This window comes from Halorientalis regularis (assembly GCF_023698535.1).
Taxonomy (GTDB): Archaea; Halobacteriota; Halobacteria; order Halobacteriales; family Haloarculaceae; genus Halorientalis; species Halorientalis regularis.
The window spans coordinates 72,432-89,202 of record NZ_JALJCL010000010.1 but is presented as its reverse complement, the minus strand read 5'-3'; the positions used below and the strand labels follow the sequence as shown (position 1 = coordinate 89,202).

The window sequence follows — 16,771 nt, the reverse complement described above, 5'->3', positions numbered from 1 at the left end:
AACTGCGCGATCAGTTATGCGTCGGGGCCAGTCTGCTCGGAGAGGGTGGCGGAGGTGTCGCCTTCGCTTGGCTCCCAGACGAGCGAGAGCTCGAAGTCGCTGGAGACCACAGCAGCAGCGGTGTTACCACCAACGACCGCACTTTGATCGCCCATCGCACCAGTCGCATTCTCTTCTGGCCACCGCGGGGTGTCTGACCCAATCTGGTTAGCGTCTGTGTTTATCTCGTCGTCGTTCGTGGCTCCAGAACTGGTGTCGGCTAACCCACTGCCTCGAACGTAGAGTTCCTGGGCCGGAATCGAGTCACCACCATCATGCGATATCACTGCGAGCCCATCCACACTGTCGCCGTCTCCTGAGTTTGTCGGCCCCGCATCAGCCGTGTACTCCCAGCTGAAGGATGCCTGTGGCGTCTGTTGCGTGCTGCCACCGAGTCCCAGCACGAACGATGCGATGACTGCGGCCAGAATGACCGTAATCGCGACCATCAGGATGACCCCGATGACCGGACTCACTGCGTCGTCGTCTTCTAACAGTTGGCGTACCTGCATGGGAGTCTTGTTACTTGCTCCCTAACTTATACGTTCGGATCGGCTCAACGGCCGAATGACCGGTTCCAACGACGAATTTGCGAAAATAAGTCGTGTCGGTAAACTAGGCCTTAATCCGCCGTTGCATCGAAAGAAGGAATTAATGCGCCGTTACGCGTCGGGACCGGTCTGCTCGGAGAGGGTGGCGGAGGTATCGCCTTCCTCGGGCTCCCAGACCAGCGAGAACTCGAAGTCGCTGGTGGCACCGATGTTCAAACTGTCACCACCCACAACCGCTGAAGTATCGCCCGTTGAGCCACTTGAACCGTTCGCAGGCCAATTTATATTCCCGGATTTTGCACTGATATTGCCATCACCGCTGTCAATGATGTCGCCGTCGAATCCGCTGCCGCGGAAGATCAGTTCGTCGTGGCGGATCGAATCCCCACCGTCGTGACTCACTTCCGCGTAGCCATTCACCACATTATCGCCTGTACTTGAGTCTTCGACCTCGGTGAAGTCCCAGCTAAAGGACGCCTGCGGTGTCGTTTGCTGGCTCCCGCCGAGCCCCAGTACGAACGAGGCGATCACGGCGGCCAGGATGACTGTAATCGCGACCATCAGGATGACCCCGATGACCGGGCTGACTGCGTCGTCGTCTCGTAGCAGTTCACGCACCTGCATACCACACCTGTTATTTGGTGCTTGTATTATACATTCGGGTCAACTCAGCGACGAAACCGAACTCGGGCGCACGAAGAAATGACTGCTTGAAGCAATGGTTAACGCGGTGTTAAAGCGGGAAAACAGGGGGAATTAGGCGTCGGGGCCGGTCTGCTCGGAGAGGGTGGCGGAGGTGTCGCCTTCCTGGGGCTCCCAGACGAGTGAGTACTCGAAGTCGCTGCTGGAACCGATCACGAGTTCATTCCCCCCCACAACGGCACTACTATCCCCTATGCTTCCGGTGGCGTCACCGTTGGTCCAATCTTTCGTAGACGTGCTTGAATCAATGTCAAGCGTACAGTCACATCCAGACGCGGATGTATCGATATTACCACTGTCCTCGAAACCATCACCACGGACGATCAGCTCTGCTGCCTTGATTGAATCTCCACCGTCGTGGCTAACGGTGGCTACACCATCTGTTCCGTCTGAGTCACCGCCTGCACCACTGGCAATGTCGTGCTCAGTGAAGTCCCAGCTGAAGGATGCCTGCGGTGTCTGTTGCGTGCTGCCACCGAGTCCCAGCACGAACGATGCGATGACCGCAGCCAGGATAACCGTAATCGCGACCATCAGGATGACCCCGATGACCGGGCTGACTGCGTCGTCGTCTTGCAGCAGTTGACGTACCTGCATAGGGGACCTGTTATTTTGACCATTACTTATCTATTTTGACTCGACATAACGAACTATTAACCGCTGATGTCGGTGAAAAAAGCCCGAGGAAACCGCAGCACTGCGCGTTGTAATCGCCGATTGAAAGCGGAAAATAACTGGCCGGTTACGCGTCGGGGCCTTCCCAGGTCGCGATGGTCGCAGAGGAGTCGCCCGAGGTCTGCTCGTAGATGAGTCGGAGCTGGCCGTCGGTCCCGATACCGATTTCGAGATAGTCACCGCCAGTCACTGCGCTGCTACTGCCGACCTCACCGCTGGCGGTGCCGGATACACTAGCTTTCGCGTATCCCGATGGTGGCGTGCCATCTATCATGTCTTTCCAGGTCACGTCGTACTGGAAATCATCGACGGCTTTCGACCCGTTCTGACCACGGAGGTACAGTTGCGTGGCCTTGATCGAATCACCGCCGTCATGGGTCATGGTCAGTAGGCCCGCTTTGTCCGTGTTGGTCTCCTCGAACTCGAACGCGAAGCTCGCTTGCGGGGCGGTGGAACTCACCTGTTCACCGAGCCCGAGTACGAAGGTTGCGATTACTGCTGCCAGGATGACCGTAATCGCGACCATCAGGATGACCCCGATGACCGGGCTCACGGCATCGTCGTCCGAAAGTAACTGTTTCAGTTGCATGGGTGGGGTGGGTAATGGGGGCACGCGCGCCGGCGGGGTCGTCCCGGCCGGACTCGAATCGCCCGGACGGACGTCGGTCCCGTGGGGAGCGAGCGTGCTTACAGTCTGACAAGGCGGTGGCTTTACATAAAGGCTCGCACTGTTTTAATGGCTGTTTACACCCCCCTCACGCCATTCTACCTGCTGAAACGCAGTCCTCTCGTCCCCCGGTTTTCTCGGTGTCCTCGCCAGCCGCCCCGTTCCGAGCTATGAGCCGTCATAACATGTCACTCTTCCGTAATCGCGGTCGACTGGACGGTGACGGCCCGGCCGACGCGGTCGGTGCCGGCGCGGTTCGGCGTGGGTCGGTCGGCTGAAAACACAATGGCTTTGATTCGGACCTGCCATGGGCATCACGACAACAGTGACTGCTGTCAACTATCCAGCGGCCGAGTTAGGCCGGTCGGCGGTCCGGCGGCCCGCGACTTCGGGGGGCCGACCGTGACGGGCGAGAAACTGCTCGTACCCGTCAGCGAGTCCCCGACGCTCCGGAATACGGTCGCCTACGCCGTCCGCAATGCCGTCGAAGGCGAGAACCGCTACGACGCGGTCCACTTCGTCTACCCCGCCTCGCGCCGCATCGCGGGCGAGGAGTACATCGAGAGCGCCCGCGAGCTACTCGAACGGGTCGAAGTCTGGGCCGGCGAGGACCTCGGCGAGGACGATCCCGAGATCGCCGTCGAGACCGCGCTGATCGGCGTCGACGCCTACCTGTTCAGCCCCGGCGACTACGTCGAGTTGCTGGTGGACTACGCCGACGCCAACGGGATCGAGTCGGTCCTCCTCGACCCCGAGTTCAACCCTGGCGAGAACACGCCGCTGTTGCCACCGCTGGAATCCGAACTCGAACGGGCCGGCCTCAGCGTCGAGACGGCCCCCGTCGAGCGCGGAACACGCCGCGCCCGCCTCGTCCGGCGCGCCGGCCTGGGCCAGTTCGTCTTGCTCGCCGGACTCTCTTTCGCCTTCTATCTGCTCATCGGCGGCTCGCTGGCCGTCTTCGATCTGGTGACCGGTGCGATCAGCGCCGCCATCGTTGCCACGGTCCTGTGGCGCATCTCGCTGACCGGGCCGGTGCGGCCCGGCCGCCTTGTCGCCCGACTCGGCCGGATGCTCGTGTTCACGCCCTATCTCCTCTGGGAGATCGTTGTGGCGAACCTCCACGTCGCGTACGTGGTCCTCCACCCGAGCCTGCCCATCGACCCGGAGCTGGTCGAGTTCGACGCCGCCGTCTGGTCCGAGATTCCCGTCACGACGCTTGCCAACAGCATCACGCTCACGCCGGGGACGCTGACGGTCGACGTAACCCGCCAGCACTTCACGGTCCACACGCTCACCGAGAGCTCCCGCGAGGACCTGCTCGACGGCGGCCTCGAACGCGCAGTTCGCTTCGTCTTCTACGGTCGCGCGGCCGCCCGCGGTCCCGGCCCACGCGAGCGCGGGGACGACGGAGGTGAGGAGTCGTGAGGCCGGTCACGGACGCCATCGGGGGTGTGCCGTCGTGACGCTGGTCACCGACGCCTTGCTCGCGGCTGCGGCCGCGTTCGTAGTGCTGTCGGTCGTGATCGTCTACCGGATCGTCCGCGGCCCGACGATGCAGGATCGGGTCATCGCGGTCAACGTCGTCGGGACGAACACGGTCGTCATCATCGCGCTGTTCGCCGCGGCGCTGGACTCGCCGGGCGTCCTCGACATCGCGCTGGTGTACGCCCTGCTCAACTTCCTGATGAGCATCGCCATCTCGAAGTTCACCGTCGAGCGCGGAGGTGTGATGTAGATGGTCACGCTGTACGAGGGCGCGATCCTCGCCTTGCTCGCCGGCGGTGTCTTCTTCGGCATCGTCGCCGCCGTCGGCCTGCTCCGCCTGCCCGACCTCTACACCCGCGCACACGGGGCCTCGAAGACGGACACGCTCGGGGCTGGCCTGTCGCTGGCGGCCGCCGCCGCGGCGCTGGGCTCGGGCCTGCCGACGGTCAAGGTCGTCCTCCTGCTCGTCTTCCTGTTCATCACCAATCCGACGGCGGCCCACGCGATCACTCGCGCGGCCGCCGACCAGGGGATCGAACCCTGGACTTCCGAGGACGGGGGTGACGGCGAGTGATCGGGGTCGTCCCCGCTGTCCTGCTCGGCCTGGTGATCGCCTGTGCGCTGGCCACCGCTGTCCTGCGGGACGTGCTGGCCGCGATTATCGCCTTCGCCGCGTACAGCCTCGGCATCGCGATGATCTGGGTGCTCCTGCAGGCCCCCGACGTGGGCCTGACCGAAGCGGCCGTCGGCGCGGGCGTGACGACTGTCCTCTTTTTGCTCACCATCGCCAAGACCGTCCGGCCGCCGGGCGACGACATCTTCGAGTCCCTCGATCCGACGGGACTGCTCGTCGCCGTCTTGATCGTCGGCGTCCTCGCGTCGACGCTCGGGGCGCTCCCGCCGGTCGGCTCGGCGGAGACGCCCGTCGCCCAGTCCCAGGTGACCGACTACTACCTGAACAACGCCTACGAGCAGACCCACGTGAAAAACGCGGTGACGGCGGTGCTGGCGGCCTACCGTGGATTCGACACCATGGGTGAGGCCGTCGTGGTCTTCGCAGCCGGCGTCGGTCTACTGGTCGTGCTCGGCCGGGAGGTGTTCGCATGAGTGTCGACGAATCCGGGAACGGCGACGGGGACGCCGTCGACGTTGGCGAGCCCGACCGCTCGCTGTACGTCGAGAGTCCGATCATCATGGCCACCGTCAGAGTCGTCGCGCCGTTCGTGTTCACCTTTGGCCTGTTCATCATGTTCCACGGCGCGAACTCGGCGGGCGGCGGCTTCCAGGGCGGCGTCACCGTCAGCACGGTCATCCTGATGCTGGCCGTCGCCTTCGGCGTCGAGTCCACGCGTGACTGGGTCTCGCCCGAACGACTCGTGGCCCTCGTCGGCGTGGGCGTCTCCGTCGTCCTGCTGATGGGCATCGGGACTGTCGCGCTCGGCGGCGCGTTCCTCGAGTACGACGTGGTCCCGATCTACCACTTCACGAAGTACGGGATCGAACTGTTCGAACTCGGTATCGGGATCATCGTCTCCGGTATCGTCACCGGCCTGTTCTTCGGGCTGGCCGCCGGGGCCAGCGGCGAGGGCAGCGCCGACCGTGACCCGGACGACCGGGAGGGGTTGCTATGATCGACGTCCTCGCCGCCGGCCCGGTCGACCTGCTCGCCACCCGGTCGTACTACGCCGGGACCTTCCTCCTGCTGGGAATCGGCGCGTACGTCGTAATCGCCAGCCCGAACCTCGTCAAGAAAGTGATCGGCATGAACATCTTCCAGACCGGTATCTTCCTGTTCTTCATCGCCTCGGCGTACGTCGAGGGGGCACAGAGCCCCATCGTCGGCCCGAAAGCTGTGGGCCCGTTCGTCAGCCCATTGCCCCACGTCCTGATCCTGACTGCCATCGTCGTCGGGGTGAGCCTCACGGCCGTCGCGCTCGGGCTCATCGTCCGCATCTACAACGAGTACGGCACGCTCGAAGCCGACGTGCTCCAGGAGGTGCGTACCGATGACTGACCTGCCACCGTTCCTCGTCGCCCTGCCGCTGGTGGCCTCGGTCGTCGTCCTGTTCGCCGGCCTCGCGCGTTCCGAAACCGGATGGCCCATCGCGACACTCGCTGGCCTCGCCCAACTGGGGCTCGCCGCGACCCTCGCCTACCGCGTGTTCACGGCCGGCCCGATCAGCTACGTCGTCGGTGGGTACGAGGCGTTCTACGGCATCGAACTCGTGATCGACGGGCTGTCGGCATCGGTCGTCGTCCTCATCGCTGCCGTCTCCCTCGGTGTCCTCGCGTACGCTCGTACGGCGGGCCCGCGCGGGAATCCATTCTACGCGACGTACCTGTTGCTCGTCGGCGGCCTGACCGGTGTCGCGGTCACCGGCGACGTCTTCAACATGTACGTCTTCATCGAGATCTCCGGACTCACCGCCTACGCGCTGGTCGCCAGCGGTGACACGGGCCGCTCGGCGGTCGCGGCGCTGAAGTACCTCATCGTCGGGACAGTCGGCGCGTCGCTGTATCTGCTGGGTGTCGGCTACGCATACATCGGGACGGGGACGCTGAACATGGCCGACCTCTCGGCCATGCTGGCCGAGGTGGGCTATCAGTCTACGCTCGTCCAGACGGCGTTCGCCTTCATCGCCATCGGGCTGTTCATCAAGACTGCCGTGTTCCCGCTGCACACCTGGCAGCCCGAGGCCTACGCGGGGTCGCCAGACAGCGTCAGCGGGTTCATCTCCGCGCTGGTCTCGACGACGTTCGCGTACGCGCTGATCCGCATCTCGCTTTCGGTCTTCACCCCGGACTTCTTCGCCGCGGTCGATCTGGCCCAGACGCTGTTGATCGTCGGGGCCGTCGTCAGCATCGTCGCGGGCAGTCTGCTCGCGGTCTCACAGACCGAGATCAAGCGCATGCTCGCGTACTCGTCGGTCTCGCAGTTCGGCCTCGTGCTGGCCGGACTCGCAGTCCTCAATCAGACCGCTATGATCGGCGCGACGGTCCATCTGTTGGGGCACGCCGTGATGAAAGGCGGCCTGTTCCTGGCGGCGGGGGTGATTGCGACCGCCACGGGGGCCCGCGAGGTCCACGAGTACGAGGGACTGAGCGAGCGGATGCCCTACGCCGCCGGTGTCTTCGCGGTGCTGGCGTTCTCGATGGTCGGCGTCCCGCCGACGGTCGGGTTCGTCGGGAAGTGGTACATCGCCGTCGGTGCTGTCGAGGCCCAGCTGTGGCCACTGGCCGCGATCATCCTCGCCTCGACGCTGCTGACGCTGGCGTACTTCGCCCGGCTGGTCGAGCGGATGTACTTCCGCGAGCCGGCCGCGGCCGACGACCACGTCGAGGGTGAGTCCGCGGAGCCCCAACCCGACGCGGTGGTCGCCGACGGCGGGCGTCCCTCGCTGGGGATGTACGCCGCCGTCCTCGTGGCGGCCGCCCTGGCGGTGACACTCGGTGCGGCAGTCGTTCCGTTCGCCGAACTCCTCGAACCGACGCTCGACCTGCTCCTGTCATGACCGAGATCTACTCACTCCGACCGCTCGCGGCGGTACTGGTGTCGGCAATCGCCGTCGTCCCGATCCTGCTGTCGGGGCGGCGGCCCAACCTCAGAGAATCCTGGACGGTGCTGGCCGCGCTGGCCAAGTTCGGCATCATCGCCAGCATGGTCCCGGGCGTCCTCTCGGGGACCGTCTACGCGACCCGGCTGGGGACCTTCCTGCCCGGCGTGGAGTTCACCCTCCGGGCCGACCCGCTCGGCCTGCTCTTTGCCCTGCTGGCGAGCCTGCTGTGGATCATCACGAGCTTCTACTCGATGGGGTACATGCGCGGGCTGGACGAACACGCACAGACCCGGTACTTCGCCGCGTTCGCGGCCAGCGTCGCCTCGGCGGTGGGGGTCGCGTTCGCCTCGAACCTGTTCGTCCTGTTCGTGTTCTACGAACTGCTCACCGTGGCGACGTACCCGCTGGTCACCCACGACGAGACCGACCCGGCCCGCGCGGCCGGCCGGAAGTACCTCGCCTACACCTTCGGCGGCGGCGTCGCCGTCTTCGCCGGCGCAGTCCTGGTCTACTGGCTGACCGGTGGGGTCGCCTTTACTCCGGGCGGCATCGCGGACCTCGCGAACGCCGATCCGATGATCGCGCGGCTGGCCTTCGCGTTGCTCGCGGGCGGGTTCGGCGTCAAGGCGGCGCTGATGCCGCTGCACTCGTGGCTCCCCGACGCCATGGTCGCGCCGACGCCGGTTTCGGGCCTGCTCCACGCGGTCGCGGTCGTCAAGTCCGGCGTGTTCGGCATCGCCCGCGTCGTGCTGGACATCTACGGCCCCGGCCTCGTCGGCGAGTTGGGAATGGGCACGATCCTCGCCGCCGTCGCCGCCTTTACCCTCGTGGTGGCCAGCGTCATCGCGCTCCGACAGGACAACCTCAAACGCCGGCTCGCCTTCTCGACGGTGAGCCAGCTCTCCTACATCGTCCTCGGACTCGCGGTCGGCGCGGTCGCCGTGGGGTCGCCAGGAAACGCCTCGGCGTACGCCCTCGTGGGCGGCCTCCTGCACATCCCCGCTCACGCGTTCATGAAGCTCACCCTCTTCTTCTGTGCGGGTGCGCTCCACGTCGAGACCCACACCGACGACATCTCCAATATGGCCGGGATCGGCCGACGCATGCCGGTCACGATGGGTGCCTTCGCCGTCGCCGCGGCGGGGATGGCCGGTATCCCCCTCGTGGCGGGGTTCGTCAGCAAGTACTTCCTGCTGATCGGGTCGGTCTCGGCCGGCGGGACGACCTACGCCGTCGCCCTGCTGGTCTCGGGCGTCCTGAACATCGCCTACTTCTGGCCGGTCGTCTACACCGCCTTCTTCGAGTCGCCGACCGAACGCGACCCCAAACCGCTGGTCGAGGGACCGCTTGGCGGGCGGTTCGGGGCGGCGGCGTCGAAGCTCCGGTCCGACGGTGGTCCCGCGACCGAGAGGAGCGGGTCCTCGTGGGACCTCCAGTCCGACGGTGGTCCCGCGACCGAGGGGAGCGGGTCCTCGTCGGACCTCCGGTCCGACGGTGGTGAGCCGGAGGACGGTGATTCCGAGGCCGAACAGGACGACCACGGTTTCGCCGCCGACCACGAGGGTCAGGGCATTCAGGACACCGTGGAGGCGGTCGAGCAACTCGACGAGGACCACGGTGAGGACGACCGCCTCGACTGGGAACATCGCCGCTGGACCGGTGAGGAGTCCACGTGGCTCATGCTCGGGCCGATCTGCTTCGCGGCGGCCGGCTCGGTCGTCCTCGGGATCGTCCCCGACCTGGCCGTCTTCCTCCGGATCGTCCGCCTGATCGTCGCCGGCGCGACGGGGGTGACCATCTGATGGTCGATCCGATCGTCCCGCCGTTCGTCCCCGTCGTGGTGGCGACGCTGTTGCTCCCGCTGGTCGGGAAGTACCTCGGCCGGCGCGGGGCCCACGCGCTGGGCATTCTGGCGACCGCGGTCGTCGTGCCATACGTCTGGCTGGTGCCAGACGGCGTCTACTTCGCGGGCATCGACCTGTTCGGGTTCGAGACGGTCGTCTTCCACGTGGACGTGTTCTCGCGGCTGATGGGGCTGATCTTCGGGTTCATCGGCGCGGTCGCGGTGGCCTATTCGTGGGCCAGCGACGCCGACACCGTCCAGACCGCGTTCGCCCTCTCCTACGTCGGGACGAGCCTCGGCGCGGTGTTCGCCGGCGACTGGCTCACTCTCATCTTCTTCTGGGAGCTGATGGCCGTCACCTCGACCCTGCTCGTGTGGCACTACGGCGGCAAGGCTGTCCGCGCGGCCTTCCGCTACGCCCTCCTGCACGGGGTCGGTGGGACGCTCCTGCTAGGCGCGATCATCTGGCAGTACGCGGCTGTCGGGACCTTCCTGTTCGGGAGTCTCCCCGGCGTCGCCCACGACCCCGGAATGGCCGGAGCCATCGCGTCCGTCCTTGCAGCGCTGGGCATCGGTGTCAACGTGGGTTTCGTCGGCCTGCACGCGTGGCTGCCCGACACCTACCCGCGGCCCCACGTCGCCGCGTCCGTCTTCCTCTGCGTGTTCACCACGAAGACCGGTGTCTACGGCATGTACCGGGCCTTCTCCGAGGGCGAACTCGCCATCGCGTACATGGGCGGCGCGATGGCCGTCTTCGGGGCCTGCATGGCCCTGCTCCAGAACGACATGCGCCGCCTGCTGTCCTACCACATCCAGTCACAGGTCGGCTACATGGTCGCCGGCGTCGGCATCGCGGGCCACCTCGCGACCGCCGGCGCGTTCGGGCACGTGTTCAACCACATCCTCTACAAGAGTCTGCTGTTCATGACCGTCGGCGTCGTCATCTACCGTACGGGCGAGGAGAGCCTGAAGAAACTCGGCGGCCTGGGCCGGAAGATGCCGATCACCGCGATCACCTTCTTCGTCGCCGCGCTCTCCATCGCCGGCTTCCCCGGGTTCAACGGCTTCGTCTCGAAGGGGATGGTGATCGTCGCGGCCCACAAGAACCACTACGACCTGCTGTGGTATCTCCTGCTGGCCGGCGGCGTCGGGACCTTCCTCTCGTTCATCAAACTCGGCTACTACGCCTTCATCCACGGCGAGTACGACGGGTACGTCGAAGACGCCAGCATCGGCCAGGCCGTCCCCATGGTCGCCGTCGCGGCGCTGTGTGTCCTGTTCGGCGTCTACCCGCCCGCGCTGTACGAGATCCTGCCCGGTGGTGCCACGCTCGACTACACCGTCTTCACGTTCAAACACGTCCTCGAAGGCGTCGCGCTGGCGGCCGCCGGCGTGATCGGCTTCGTCCTGCTGAAGACGCCGCTCTCACGGGTGGCGAAGATTCCCGATATCGACCGGCTCTACAACCCCGGCACGATGTACGGCACCCGCGCCCTCGTCGTCGGAACGACCGAACTGTACGCGGCGGTCGACCGCACCGTGGTCCGGGCGACCAAGGTGACGGTTCGGCTGGTCCGCGATCCGCGGTCGGTCATCGACGACGCGACGGTCGACCGGATCACCCGCCAGGACACCATCGGCTTCGGCGTCTTGCTCGTGGTGATCACACTGGCCGTGGCGGTCGTGGTGCTGTGAGGTCGTGCCCGCGCGACCGCACCGATCTGTCTCGACCGATTTAAATCCGGGAACACCTTTCGTAACTCTGTGCGACGAGCCCTCCAGACCGTTGCAGTCGTGACCCTCCTGCTGGTGGCTGGCTGTAGCGGACCGAGCGGACAGACGACAACCACTGCGCCCGACGCAGACCCCGCCTCGCCGACGATGACCGACGGGTCCACACCTGACCCGGCGAGCGATCGACCGACAGCAGCACAGACGACCGGCGGCCCGGCGACCGTCGATGGACCGGCGAACGATTCGGCACCCGACGCGACAGCGTATCCACCCGGCGTGTCGGCCGACGGTGTGGTGAACGCGACGGCCCTGGTCGACGCGCACCGGAGCAGCGTCGTCTCGACCGGAGCCACGATGCGAACGACGACCCGGGTTAACGGCAGTGTCAACGGGACCGTGATCCGCATCCGCGGCAACGAGACCGCTCGTCTCGCGCCGGGGGCTGCACGGCTCCGGTGGACGGCCGGTGCGACCACCACTCGTGGGAACCAGAGCAACGTCCTCGACGAGCGCTACTGGGCCAACGAGTCGGTGCTCGTTTCGCGGGTCGCCACCGCGGACGGGAACAGTACGGTGAACGTGCGAAACCGGAGCGCCACCATCGAACGGGTCGTCGTCTCCGCCGCGGCCAAAGCGCGGATCCTGACCCCGACGCTGTCGAACGTGGACTACGACATCGCGAACGTGACCGAACGCGACGGCCGACGAGTGACCACGCTCGTCGCGAGGAACGGGACCTACAGCGGACGCCGTCCGGTCACGACCTACGACGCGACCGTCACTGTCGCTGCCTCCGGGCGCGTACTCTCACTCGACCGGACCTGGACGACGACCAACACCCGATACCACGACGAGTACGTGTGGACGGCGGCGACGCCGGTCGAGAAACCCGACTGGGTACCGACGAACGTGACCGCGACCCCCTGACGCCGCTCTCCTGGGAGCATACCGCTCAGAAACAGGTCCCGCCGGCGTCGATGGCGATCTCCTGGCCCGTGATCTTCCGGGCGTGCGGCCCAGCGAGGTAGGCGACCTGCTCGGCCACGTCCTCGGGATCGATGAAGTACTCGGGCAGCGTGAAGTCGTCACCGCCGACGCTGGCAGGTTCGGCGTTCTCCACGTCGGCCAACTTCGCTTGTTCCTGAATCGCGTCGTCGATGCGGTCGCCCTGCACCGGGCCAGGCTGGATCACGTTGACGGTCACGTCGTCTCGGCCCAGCTCGGCGGCGAGCGTCCGGCTCAGTCCGACGAGTCCCATCTTCGAGGCGCTGTACGGCGTCCGGTTGGCGTAGGGACGTTTCCCGCCGATGGAGCCGATGTTGACGACGCTGCCCTGGTCGCTCTCCCGGAGGTGTGCGCCGGCCTGTTTCACACAGCGCCACGCGCCGATCAGGTTCACGTCCAGCACCTGCTCGAAGTCGGCCTCCTCGACGCGGTCGTAGGGCTGGACCGGACCGGCGATACCGGCGTTGTTGACCAGACAGTCGAGGCCGCCGAACGTGTCGACCGTCTCCTGGATGGCGGCTTCGACCGATTCCTCGTCGGTCACGTCGGTCTCGACGGCGAGCGTGCGGTCGGGCGCGTCGATGGCGTCGGCGGTGTCGTGGATCCCGTCGCCCCGTGCGGCCAGCGCGACGGTCGCGCCGTGGTCGGCGAGGGTGATCGCGATCTCGCGGCCGATGCCCTGGCTCGCGCCGGTGACGAAGGCTGTGACATCGTCGAGCATGGGAGTGCCTCGGGGGTGTCCCGCAAAGGCGTTCCGACTCTCTCACGGCTCGACAGCGGGATCGCTCGCCGGTGCCAGCGATTCCAGTTCGGTCGGATCGGTGTCTGCGTCGAGTGCCACCGGTTCGATCCGGACGACGCCCTTCGCGCTCCGTCCGCTGTCGATCCCCGGTCCGACCGCGCGAATCCCGTCGGGGCCGAGCGGGTCGCCGTCCCGGCGGTAGGCCAGCACCGCCGAGAGCGCGTCGGTCACGTCGAGACAGACCCGATACCCGTCCCGGCAGGTCACGAGGACGTGCGTGGCGTCGGGCGGGCTCTCGGCGGCCATCAGGAGGTCGCCCAGGTCCAGTCCGGTCCAGGGGCCGTCGATGGGGCCACTGTCGCCACAGCTCATGTCAGTCCGTATCTCGACCGGCTCGAACCCGTCGCAGGCGTCCAGCGCCGTCGGGAGCAGGAGCTGTCGCTCCCCTTCGATCTCCACGTAGGCCGCCCCGGGCCGGTCGTACTCGCCAGTCACGTCGGCACAGTGTCGCGTCGGCGAACACAAAAGCCCGGCTACACGTTCTCGAAGTTCGGGAACTACAGCTCCCTCGCGAGTTCGTCCGCGACGCGCGCGCCGAGACCGGCCTTGCTCCCGGCGTACTCGTCGGACCCGTCCCGGCGGATCACCAGCGCCCGGGTTTCGGCCTCGCCCATCACGTCCGCGCGGTTCCCGACGACGAACGAGAGGTCCGCCCGATTCATCGTCTCGCGGGCGCGCTCGACGAGGGCCTCCTCGTCGCCCTCCGTCTCGACCTTGAACCCGACGATTGACAGGTCGGGGTGGGCCTCCCGCACGGTGTCGATCAGTTTCGGCGTGGGCGTCAGTTCGAGCGTCAACTGTGCTTTCCCGGACTTGATCTTCTCTGTGGCCGCCTCGACGGTGTAATCGGAGATGGCCGCCGCCGAGACCAGCGCGTCGGCGTCGTCGGCGTGGGTCTGGACAGCATCGAGCATCTCCGCGGCGCTCTCGACCTGTTCCACGTCGGCGTAGTGAACGTCACCGCCATCGCGCACCAGCGTCACGTCCGCACCGCGGACGGAGCAGGCCCGCGCCACTGCGCGCCCGGTCTTGCCCGACGCGCGGTTCGAGAGCGTCCGGACGGGATCGACGGACTCGGTGGTGGCCCCGCTCGTGACGATCACGTGTTTGCCCTGCAGTGGGTCGGGCGTCGTGGCGCGGGCGACGCCGGTGACGATGGCCGCCTCGGTGGCGACCTTGGCCTTGCTCTCCTCGATTCGTGGGTCGACGAACTCGACGCCCCAGGACTCGACGCGGGCGATGGTTTCGAGCACGCCCGGGTGGTCGTACATCGGTTCGTGCATCGCGGGAGCGACGACTACGGGTACGTCCGCGCCCAGCGCCGTCGTGGCACAGGTCGTCACCGGCGTGTCGTCGATGGCCGCCGCGAGTTTCCCGACGGTGTTGGCCGTCGCCGGCGCGATCAGCAACACGTCGGCCCAGCCCTCGCGACCGCACAACTCGACGTGTTCGACCTGGCCGGTGATCTCGGTGACGACGGGCTCGTCGGTCGCGAAGTCGACGGCCCACGGGTGGACGATCCCCGTGGCGCTGTCGGTCATCACAGCCCGGACCGACGCCCCCTGGCGGCGTAACTCGTGGGCCAACTCCACCGTCTTGACCGCCGCGATGGACCCGGTGACCCCGAGTGCAACGTTCACTCCGGAAAGCATTATCACCCCGTTGGCCCTCGCGGGGTAAATCCGTACGGGTTCCCTTAGCGAGCCCCCGATTTGGGGGTGCTTAAAAAGAGGCCGTAGATTTCCCCGTGAAGTTTTACTAGGGTTGGGGTCTCACGTGGTGATGCTATGGCAGATGGACTCATATTCCCGAGTTCGGAATGGTTCGAAGACTATCAGGAGAAAGTAAACAGTAACGAGGAGTACGCGGAGAAGTCCGCCGGGTGGGGGGTCGACTTCAACGGCGACTTCATTTTCAAGATGACTGACATGCCTCTCGACGATATCGACGTCGATGCGATGCCCGAACACATCCAGGACGAACTCGATCAGTACGTCTCGGAGGGTGCTTCGGGGCACACCGGCCAGACGTTCGTCGGCCTCGAAGACGGGAAGTGTACCGACGCGTACCTCATCGAATCCGAGGACGAGGTCGACAACGGCTTCAAGCTCACCGGCACCTACGAGAACTGGGTGGAGCTGACCAGGGGCAACATCGGTGCCGTCGACGGCATGATGTCCGGGAAGTTCGAACTGGACGGCGACATGCAGAAGATCCTCCAGTACTCCGACGCCGCGACGCTGCTGACCGAGTGTGCGACACAGGTCGACTCCGTGTTCGCACACGAAGAGTACTGAGATCGTTTCACGCCGGTAGCGAAGCGGCCGAACCGCGCCTGGCACCCCTGGGGGTGGGGCGCGCGAACTTCCTCTTTCTTACGGTGCGTACGTTCCCTCCAGCCGCGCGTTCGCCAGCACCTGCCCCATCATCTCGTCTTCCAGGTCACCCTTGTCCGTCGACGGTGGCAGATCCAGTGTCGCGTCGAGGGCGTACAGCCGGAACCGGTAGGTGTGTTCCCGATCCGGCGGGTTCGGCCCGCCGTAGCCGTGTTCGCCGTAGTCGTTTTGCCCCTCCGTGGCGTCGTCGGCCGCCCAGTCCTCGGGAATCTCCCCGATGTCCGGGTCGATGTCCCAGACGAGCCAGTGGTCCCAGATCTTCCCCGCCGGCTCCATCGCGTCCGGGTCGTCGACGATCAACACCAGCGACACCGCCCCGTCGGGTACGTTCTCGACGTGCAGGGGCGGGTTCACGTCGTCCTCGGTGTAGCCGTACTTCTCGGGAATGCGCTCTCCGTCCTCGAAGGCCGGACTCTCCAGTCGTAGGTCACTCACAGTATCCCTCCACCGGCAATAGAACCGCCCGGGGGAAGAAACTACGGCGTGGCCTCGCCGCTCGCGGGCCGGCCGCCCGCTCGCGCGTTCGGCGGACTCTCGCCGGTCGTCCGCCTACTCCCCGTCCTCGGCGGCAATTGGGTGCTGGGTCGGCTCGTCGGGGTGGCGCTCGGCGAACGCCTCCGTCATCACGTCCATCGACTCGCGCTCGCGGACCTCGCGCTCTGCGTCGTCGATCTCCTCACAGCCCGGGGGCACGTCCCGGCCACGCCCCGAGAAGTAGCCCTCCGGGGCCACCCAGTCGTGGTAGAACGGCCGGTCGTCTTCCTCAAGGAGCGTGACGGCGACCTCGGCTCCGTGGCCGGCACAGACTGCCGTCTGGTGGGGTTTCTCGGCCAGTCGCCCCGCGGCGTAGAGGCCGTCGACGCCGGTCCGCCCGCGCTCGTCCGTGTCGACGTACATCTTCCCGCGGTCGACGAAGCCGACGCCCTCGATCCCACGGAGGTAGTCGACCGTGTTCTTCGTCGCGGCGACCACGTAGTCCGCCCAGAACTGGTCGCCGGCGGCCGTCTCGACGGCGAACCCCTCGTCGTCGACGGTGACCTGCGTCACTTCGCCCTCGTGGAAGGCACAGCCGGCGTCCTCGGCCTGTCGTTCGAGGAGGTCGAGGAACTGCCGCGCGTTCACGCCGGCGGGGAAGCCGGGCACGTTCTCCAGGTGGCCGTTCCGTCGGAGGAGCGACTCGCCGTCGTTCACGACGGTCGTCTCCAGTCCGTGCCGGGCGGTGAACACGCCCGCACTGAGACCGGCGACGCCGCCGCCGACGATCAACACGTCCGTGGTTTCGGTCATGACAGCGGGGAGTTGGCCGGCCCCCGAA

20 protein-coding genes are annotated in these 16,771 nt (G+C 66.4%); 11 read left to right on the top strand and 9 right to left on the bottom strand.

What is annotated here, in order from left to right; translation table 11 throughout:
* Positions 1-14: 14 nt before the first annotated feature.
* The 4 genes from MU521_RS13900 to MU521_RS13885 all read right to left on the bottom strand — a co-directional run bounded on the left by MU521_RS13900 (position 15) and on the right by MU521_RS13885 (position 2,520).
* Positions 15-551, bottom strand: a complete 537-nt coding sequence (locus MU521_RS13900) for a type IV pilin domain-containing protein (RefSeq protein ID WP_092693334.1) — start codon at positions 549-551, stop codon at positions 15-17.
* Between the two features lie 150 nt (positions 552-701).
* On the bottom strand, positions 702-1,214 hold the full coding sequence (locus MU521_RS13895) for a type IV pilin domain-containing protein (protein ID WP_092693335.1): 513 nt from the start codon (positions 1,212-1,214) through the stop codon (positions 702-704).
* Between the two features lie 132 nt (positions 1,215-1,346).
* Positions 1,347-1,889 carry a type IV pilin domain-containing protein gene (locus tag MU521_RS13890; RefSeq protein WP_092693337.1) on the bottom strand — a complete coding sequence of 181 codons (543 nt, stop codon included), beginning with the start codon at positions 1,887-1,889 and terminating at the stop codon, positions 1,347-1,349.
* 145 nt (positions 1,890-2,034) lie between these two features.
* Complete coding sequence (locus MU521_RS13885; protein ID WP_342670342.1) at positions 2,035-2,520, bottom strand: type IV pilin domain-containing protein; 486 nt, start codon at positions 2,518-2,520, stop codon at positions 2,035-2,037.
* A 516-nt stretch (positions 2,521-3,036) separates the two neighbouring features.
* On the opposite strand from MU521_RS13885, the gene MU521_RS13880 reads away from it, so the two are divergent.
* The 10 genes from MU521_RS13880 (at position 3,037) to MU521_RS13835 (ending at position 12,180) form a co-directional block, all read left to right on the top strand.
* The gene (locus MU521_RS13880) at positions 3,037-4,059 is read left to right on the top strand and encodes a monovalent cation/H+ antiporter subunit E (protein ID WP_245681191.1); all 1,023 of its coding nucleotides are present in this window, start codon (positions 3,037-3,039) and stop codon (positions 4,057-4,059) included.
* Positions 4,060-4,093: 34 nt separating this feature from the next.
* The gene (locus MU521_RS13875; RefSeq protein ID WP_092693341.1) at positions 4,094-4,369 is read left to right on the top strand and encodes a monovalent cation/H+ antiporter complex subunit F; all 276 of its coding nucleotides are present in this window, start codon (positions 4,094-4,096) and stop codon (positions 4,367-4,369) included.
* Positions 4,370-4,693, top strand: coding sequence for a monovalent cation/H(+) antiporter subunit G (mnhG, locus tag MU521_RS13870; RefSeq protein WP_092693343.1), 324 nt, complete (start codon positions 4,370-4,372; stop codon positions 4,691-4,693). It abuts the gene before it with no gap.
* Entirely contained in the window at positions 4,690-5,226 is a 537-nt protein-coding gene (locus MU521_RS13865) for a DUF4040 domain-containing protein (protein WP_217630169.1), read from the top strand. The genes mnhG and MU521_RS13865 overlap by 4 nt, the downstream gene beginning before the upstream one ends.
* The gene (locus MU521_RS13860; protein ID WP_092693346.1) at positions 5,223-5,750 is read left to right on the top strand and encodes an MnhB domain-containing protein; all 528 of its coding nucleotides are present in this window, start codon (positions 5,223-5,225) and stop codon (positions 5,748-5,750) included. The genes MU521_RS13865 and MU521_RS13860 overlap by 4 nt, the downstream gene beginning before the upstream one ends.
* Entirely contained in the window at positions 5,747-6,133 is a 387-nt protein-coding gene (locus tag MU521_RS13855) for a cation:proton antiporter subunit C (protein WP_092693347.1), read from the top strand. Before MU521_RS13860 ends, MU521_RS13855 begins: the two co-directional genes overlap by 4 nt.
* Positions 6,126-7,631 (top strand): monovalent cation/H+ antiporter subunit D family protein, encoded by a 1,506-nt coding sequence (locus MU521_RS13850; protein ID WP_092693349.1) that lies wholly within the window; start codon positions 6,126-6,128, stop codon positions 7,629-7,631. Before MU521_RS13855 ends, MU521_RS13850 begins: the two co-directional genes overlap by 8 nt.
* Positions 7,628-9,478, top strand: a complete 1,851-nt coding sequence (locus tag MU521_RS13845; RefSeq protein ID WP_092693350.1) for a cation:proton antiporter — start codon at positions 7,628-7,630, stop codon at positions 9,476-9,478. The genes MU521_RS13850 and MU521_RS13845 overlap by 4 nt, the downstream gene beginning before the upstream one ends.
* Positions 9,478-11,214 carry a Na(+)/H(+) antiporter subunit D gene (locus MU521_RS13840; RefSeq protein WP_092693352.1) on the top strand — a complete coding sequence of 579 codons (1,737 nt, stop codon included), beginning with the start codon at positions 9,478-9,480 and terminating at the stop codon, positions 11,212-11,214. Before MU521_RS13845 ends, MU521_RS13840 begins: the two co-directional genes overlap by 1 nt.
* A gap of 69 nt (positions 11,215-11,283) precedes the next feature.
* Positions 11,284-12,180, top strand: a complete 897-nt coding sequence (locus tag MU521_RS13835; RefSeq protein ID WP_092693354.1) for a hypothetical protein — start codon at positions 11,284-11,286, stop codon at positions 12,178-12,180.
* Between the two features lie 25 nt (positions 12,181-12,205).
* Here MU521_RS13835 and MU521_RS13830 read toward each other — a convergent pair whose 3' ends face one another.
* From MU521_RS13830 to coaBC, 3 genes are all read right to left on the bottom strand, one after another.
* Positions 12,206-12,979, bottom strand: a complete 774-nt coding sequence (locus tag MU521_RS13830) for an SDR family NAD(P)-dependent oxidoreductase (RefSeq protein WP_092693356.1) — start codon at positions 12,977-12,979, stop codon at positions 12,206-12,208.
* A 42-nt stretch (positions 12,980-13,021) separates the two neighbouring features.
* On the bottom strand, positions 13,022-13,495 hold the full coding sequence (locus tag MU521_RS13825) for a molybdopterin-dependent oxidoreductase (RefSeq protein ID WP_092693358.1): 474 nt from the start codon (positions 13,493-13,495) through the stop codon (positions 13,022-13,024).
* Between the two features lie 62 nt (positions 13,496-13,557).
* Positions 13,558-14,712 carry a bifunctional phosphopantothenoylcysteine decarboxylase/phosphopantothenate--cysteine ligase CoaBC gene (gene coaBC / locus MU521_RS13820; protein WP_092693359.1) on the bottom strand — a complete coding sequence of 385 codons (1,155 nt, stop codon included), beginning with the start codon at positions 14,710-14,712 and terminating at the stop codon, positions 13,558-13,560.
* Positions 14,713-14,847: 135 nt separating this feature from the next.
* Between coaBC and MU521_RS13815 the strand changes: the two genes are divergently transcribed.
* Entirely contained in the window at positions 14,848-15,357 is a 510-nt protein-coding gene (locus MU521_RS13815; RefSeq protein ID WP_092693361.1) for an SCP2 sterol-binding domain-containing protein, read from the top strand.
* 78 nt (positions 15,358-15,435) lie between these two features.
* Here the strand turns inward: MU521_RS13815 and MU521_RS13810 are convergent, their stop codons facing one another.
* Positions 15,436-15,891 carry a YbhB/YbcL family Raf kinase inhibitor-like protein gene (locus tag MU521_RS13810; protein ID WP_092693362.1) on the bottom strand — a complete coding sequence of 152 codons (456 nt, stop codon included), beginning with the start codon at positions 15,889-15,891 and terminating at the stop codon, positions 15,436-15,438.
* A 114-nt stretch (positions 15,892-16,005) separates the two neighbouring features.
* Complete coding sequence (locus tag MU521_RS13805; RefSeq protein ID WP_092693364.1) at positions 16,006-16,743, bottom strand: FAD-dependent oxidoreductase; 738 nt, start codon at positions 16,741-16,743, stop codon at positions 16,006-16,008.
* Positions 16,744-16,771: the final 28 nt, after the last annotated feature.

Coding starts and splice junctions, on each gene's coding strand:
- coaBC (WP_092693359.1), bottom strand. CDS start 14,712: ATGCTTTCCGGAGTGAACGTTGCACTCGGGGTCACCGGGTCCATCGCG.
- MU521_RS13805 (WP_092693364.1), bottom strand. CDS start 16,743: ATGACCGAAACCACGGACGTGTTGATCGTCGGCGGCGGCGTCGCCGGT.
- MU521_RS13855 (WP_092693347.1), top strand. CDS start 5,747: ATGATCGACGTCCTCGCCGCCGGCCCGGTCGACCTGCTCGCCACCCGG.
- MU521_RS13890 (WP_092693337.1), bottom strand. CDS start 1,889: ATGCAGGTACGTCAACTGCTGCAAGACGACGACGCAGTCAGCCCGGTC.
- MU521_RS13815 (WP_092693361.1), top strand. CDS start 14,848: ATGGCAGATGGACTCATATTCCCGAGTTCGGAATGGTTCGAAGACTAT.
- MU521_RS13895 (WP_092693335.1), bottom strand. CDS start 1,214: ATGCAGGTGCGTGAACTGCTACGAGACGACGACGCAGTCAGCCCGGTC.
- MU521_RS13900 (WP_092693334.1), bottom strand. CDS start 551: ATGCAGGTACGCCAACTGTTAGAAGACGACGACGCAGTGAGTCCGGTC.
- MU521_RS13845 (WP_092693350.1), top strand. CDS start 7,628: ATGACCGAGATCTACTCACTCCGACCGCTCGCGGCGGTACTGGTGTCG.
- MU521_RS13850 (WP_092693349.1), top strand. CDS start 6,126: ATGACTGACCTGCCACCGTTCCTCGTCGCCCTGCCGCTGGTGGCCTCG.
- mnhG (WP_092693343.1), top strand. CDS start 4,370: ATGGTCACGCTGTACGAGGGCGCGATCCTCGCCTTGCTCGCCGGCGGT.
- MU521_RS13860 (WP_092693346.1), top strand. CDS start 5,223: ATGAGTGTCGACGAATCCGGGAACGGCGACGGGGACGCCGTCGACGTT.
- MU521_RS13840 (WP_092693352.1), top strand. CDS start 9,478: ATGGTCGATCCGATCGTCCCGCCGTTCGTCCCCGTCGTGGTGGCGACG.
- MU521_RS13830 (WP_092693356.1), bottom strand. CDS start 12,979: ATGCTCGACGATGTCACAGCCTTCGTCACCGGCGCGAGCCAGGGCATC.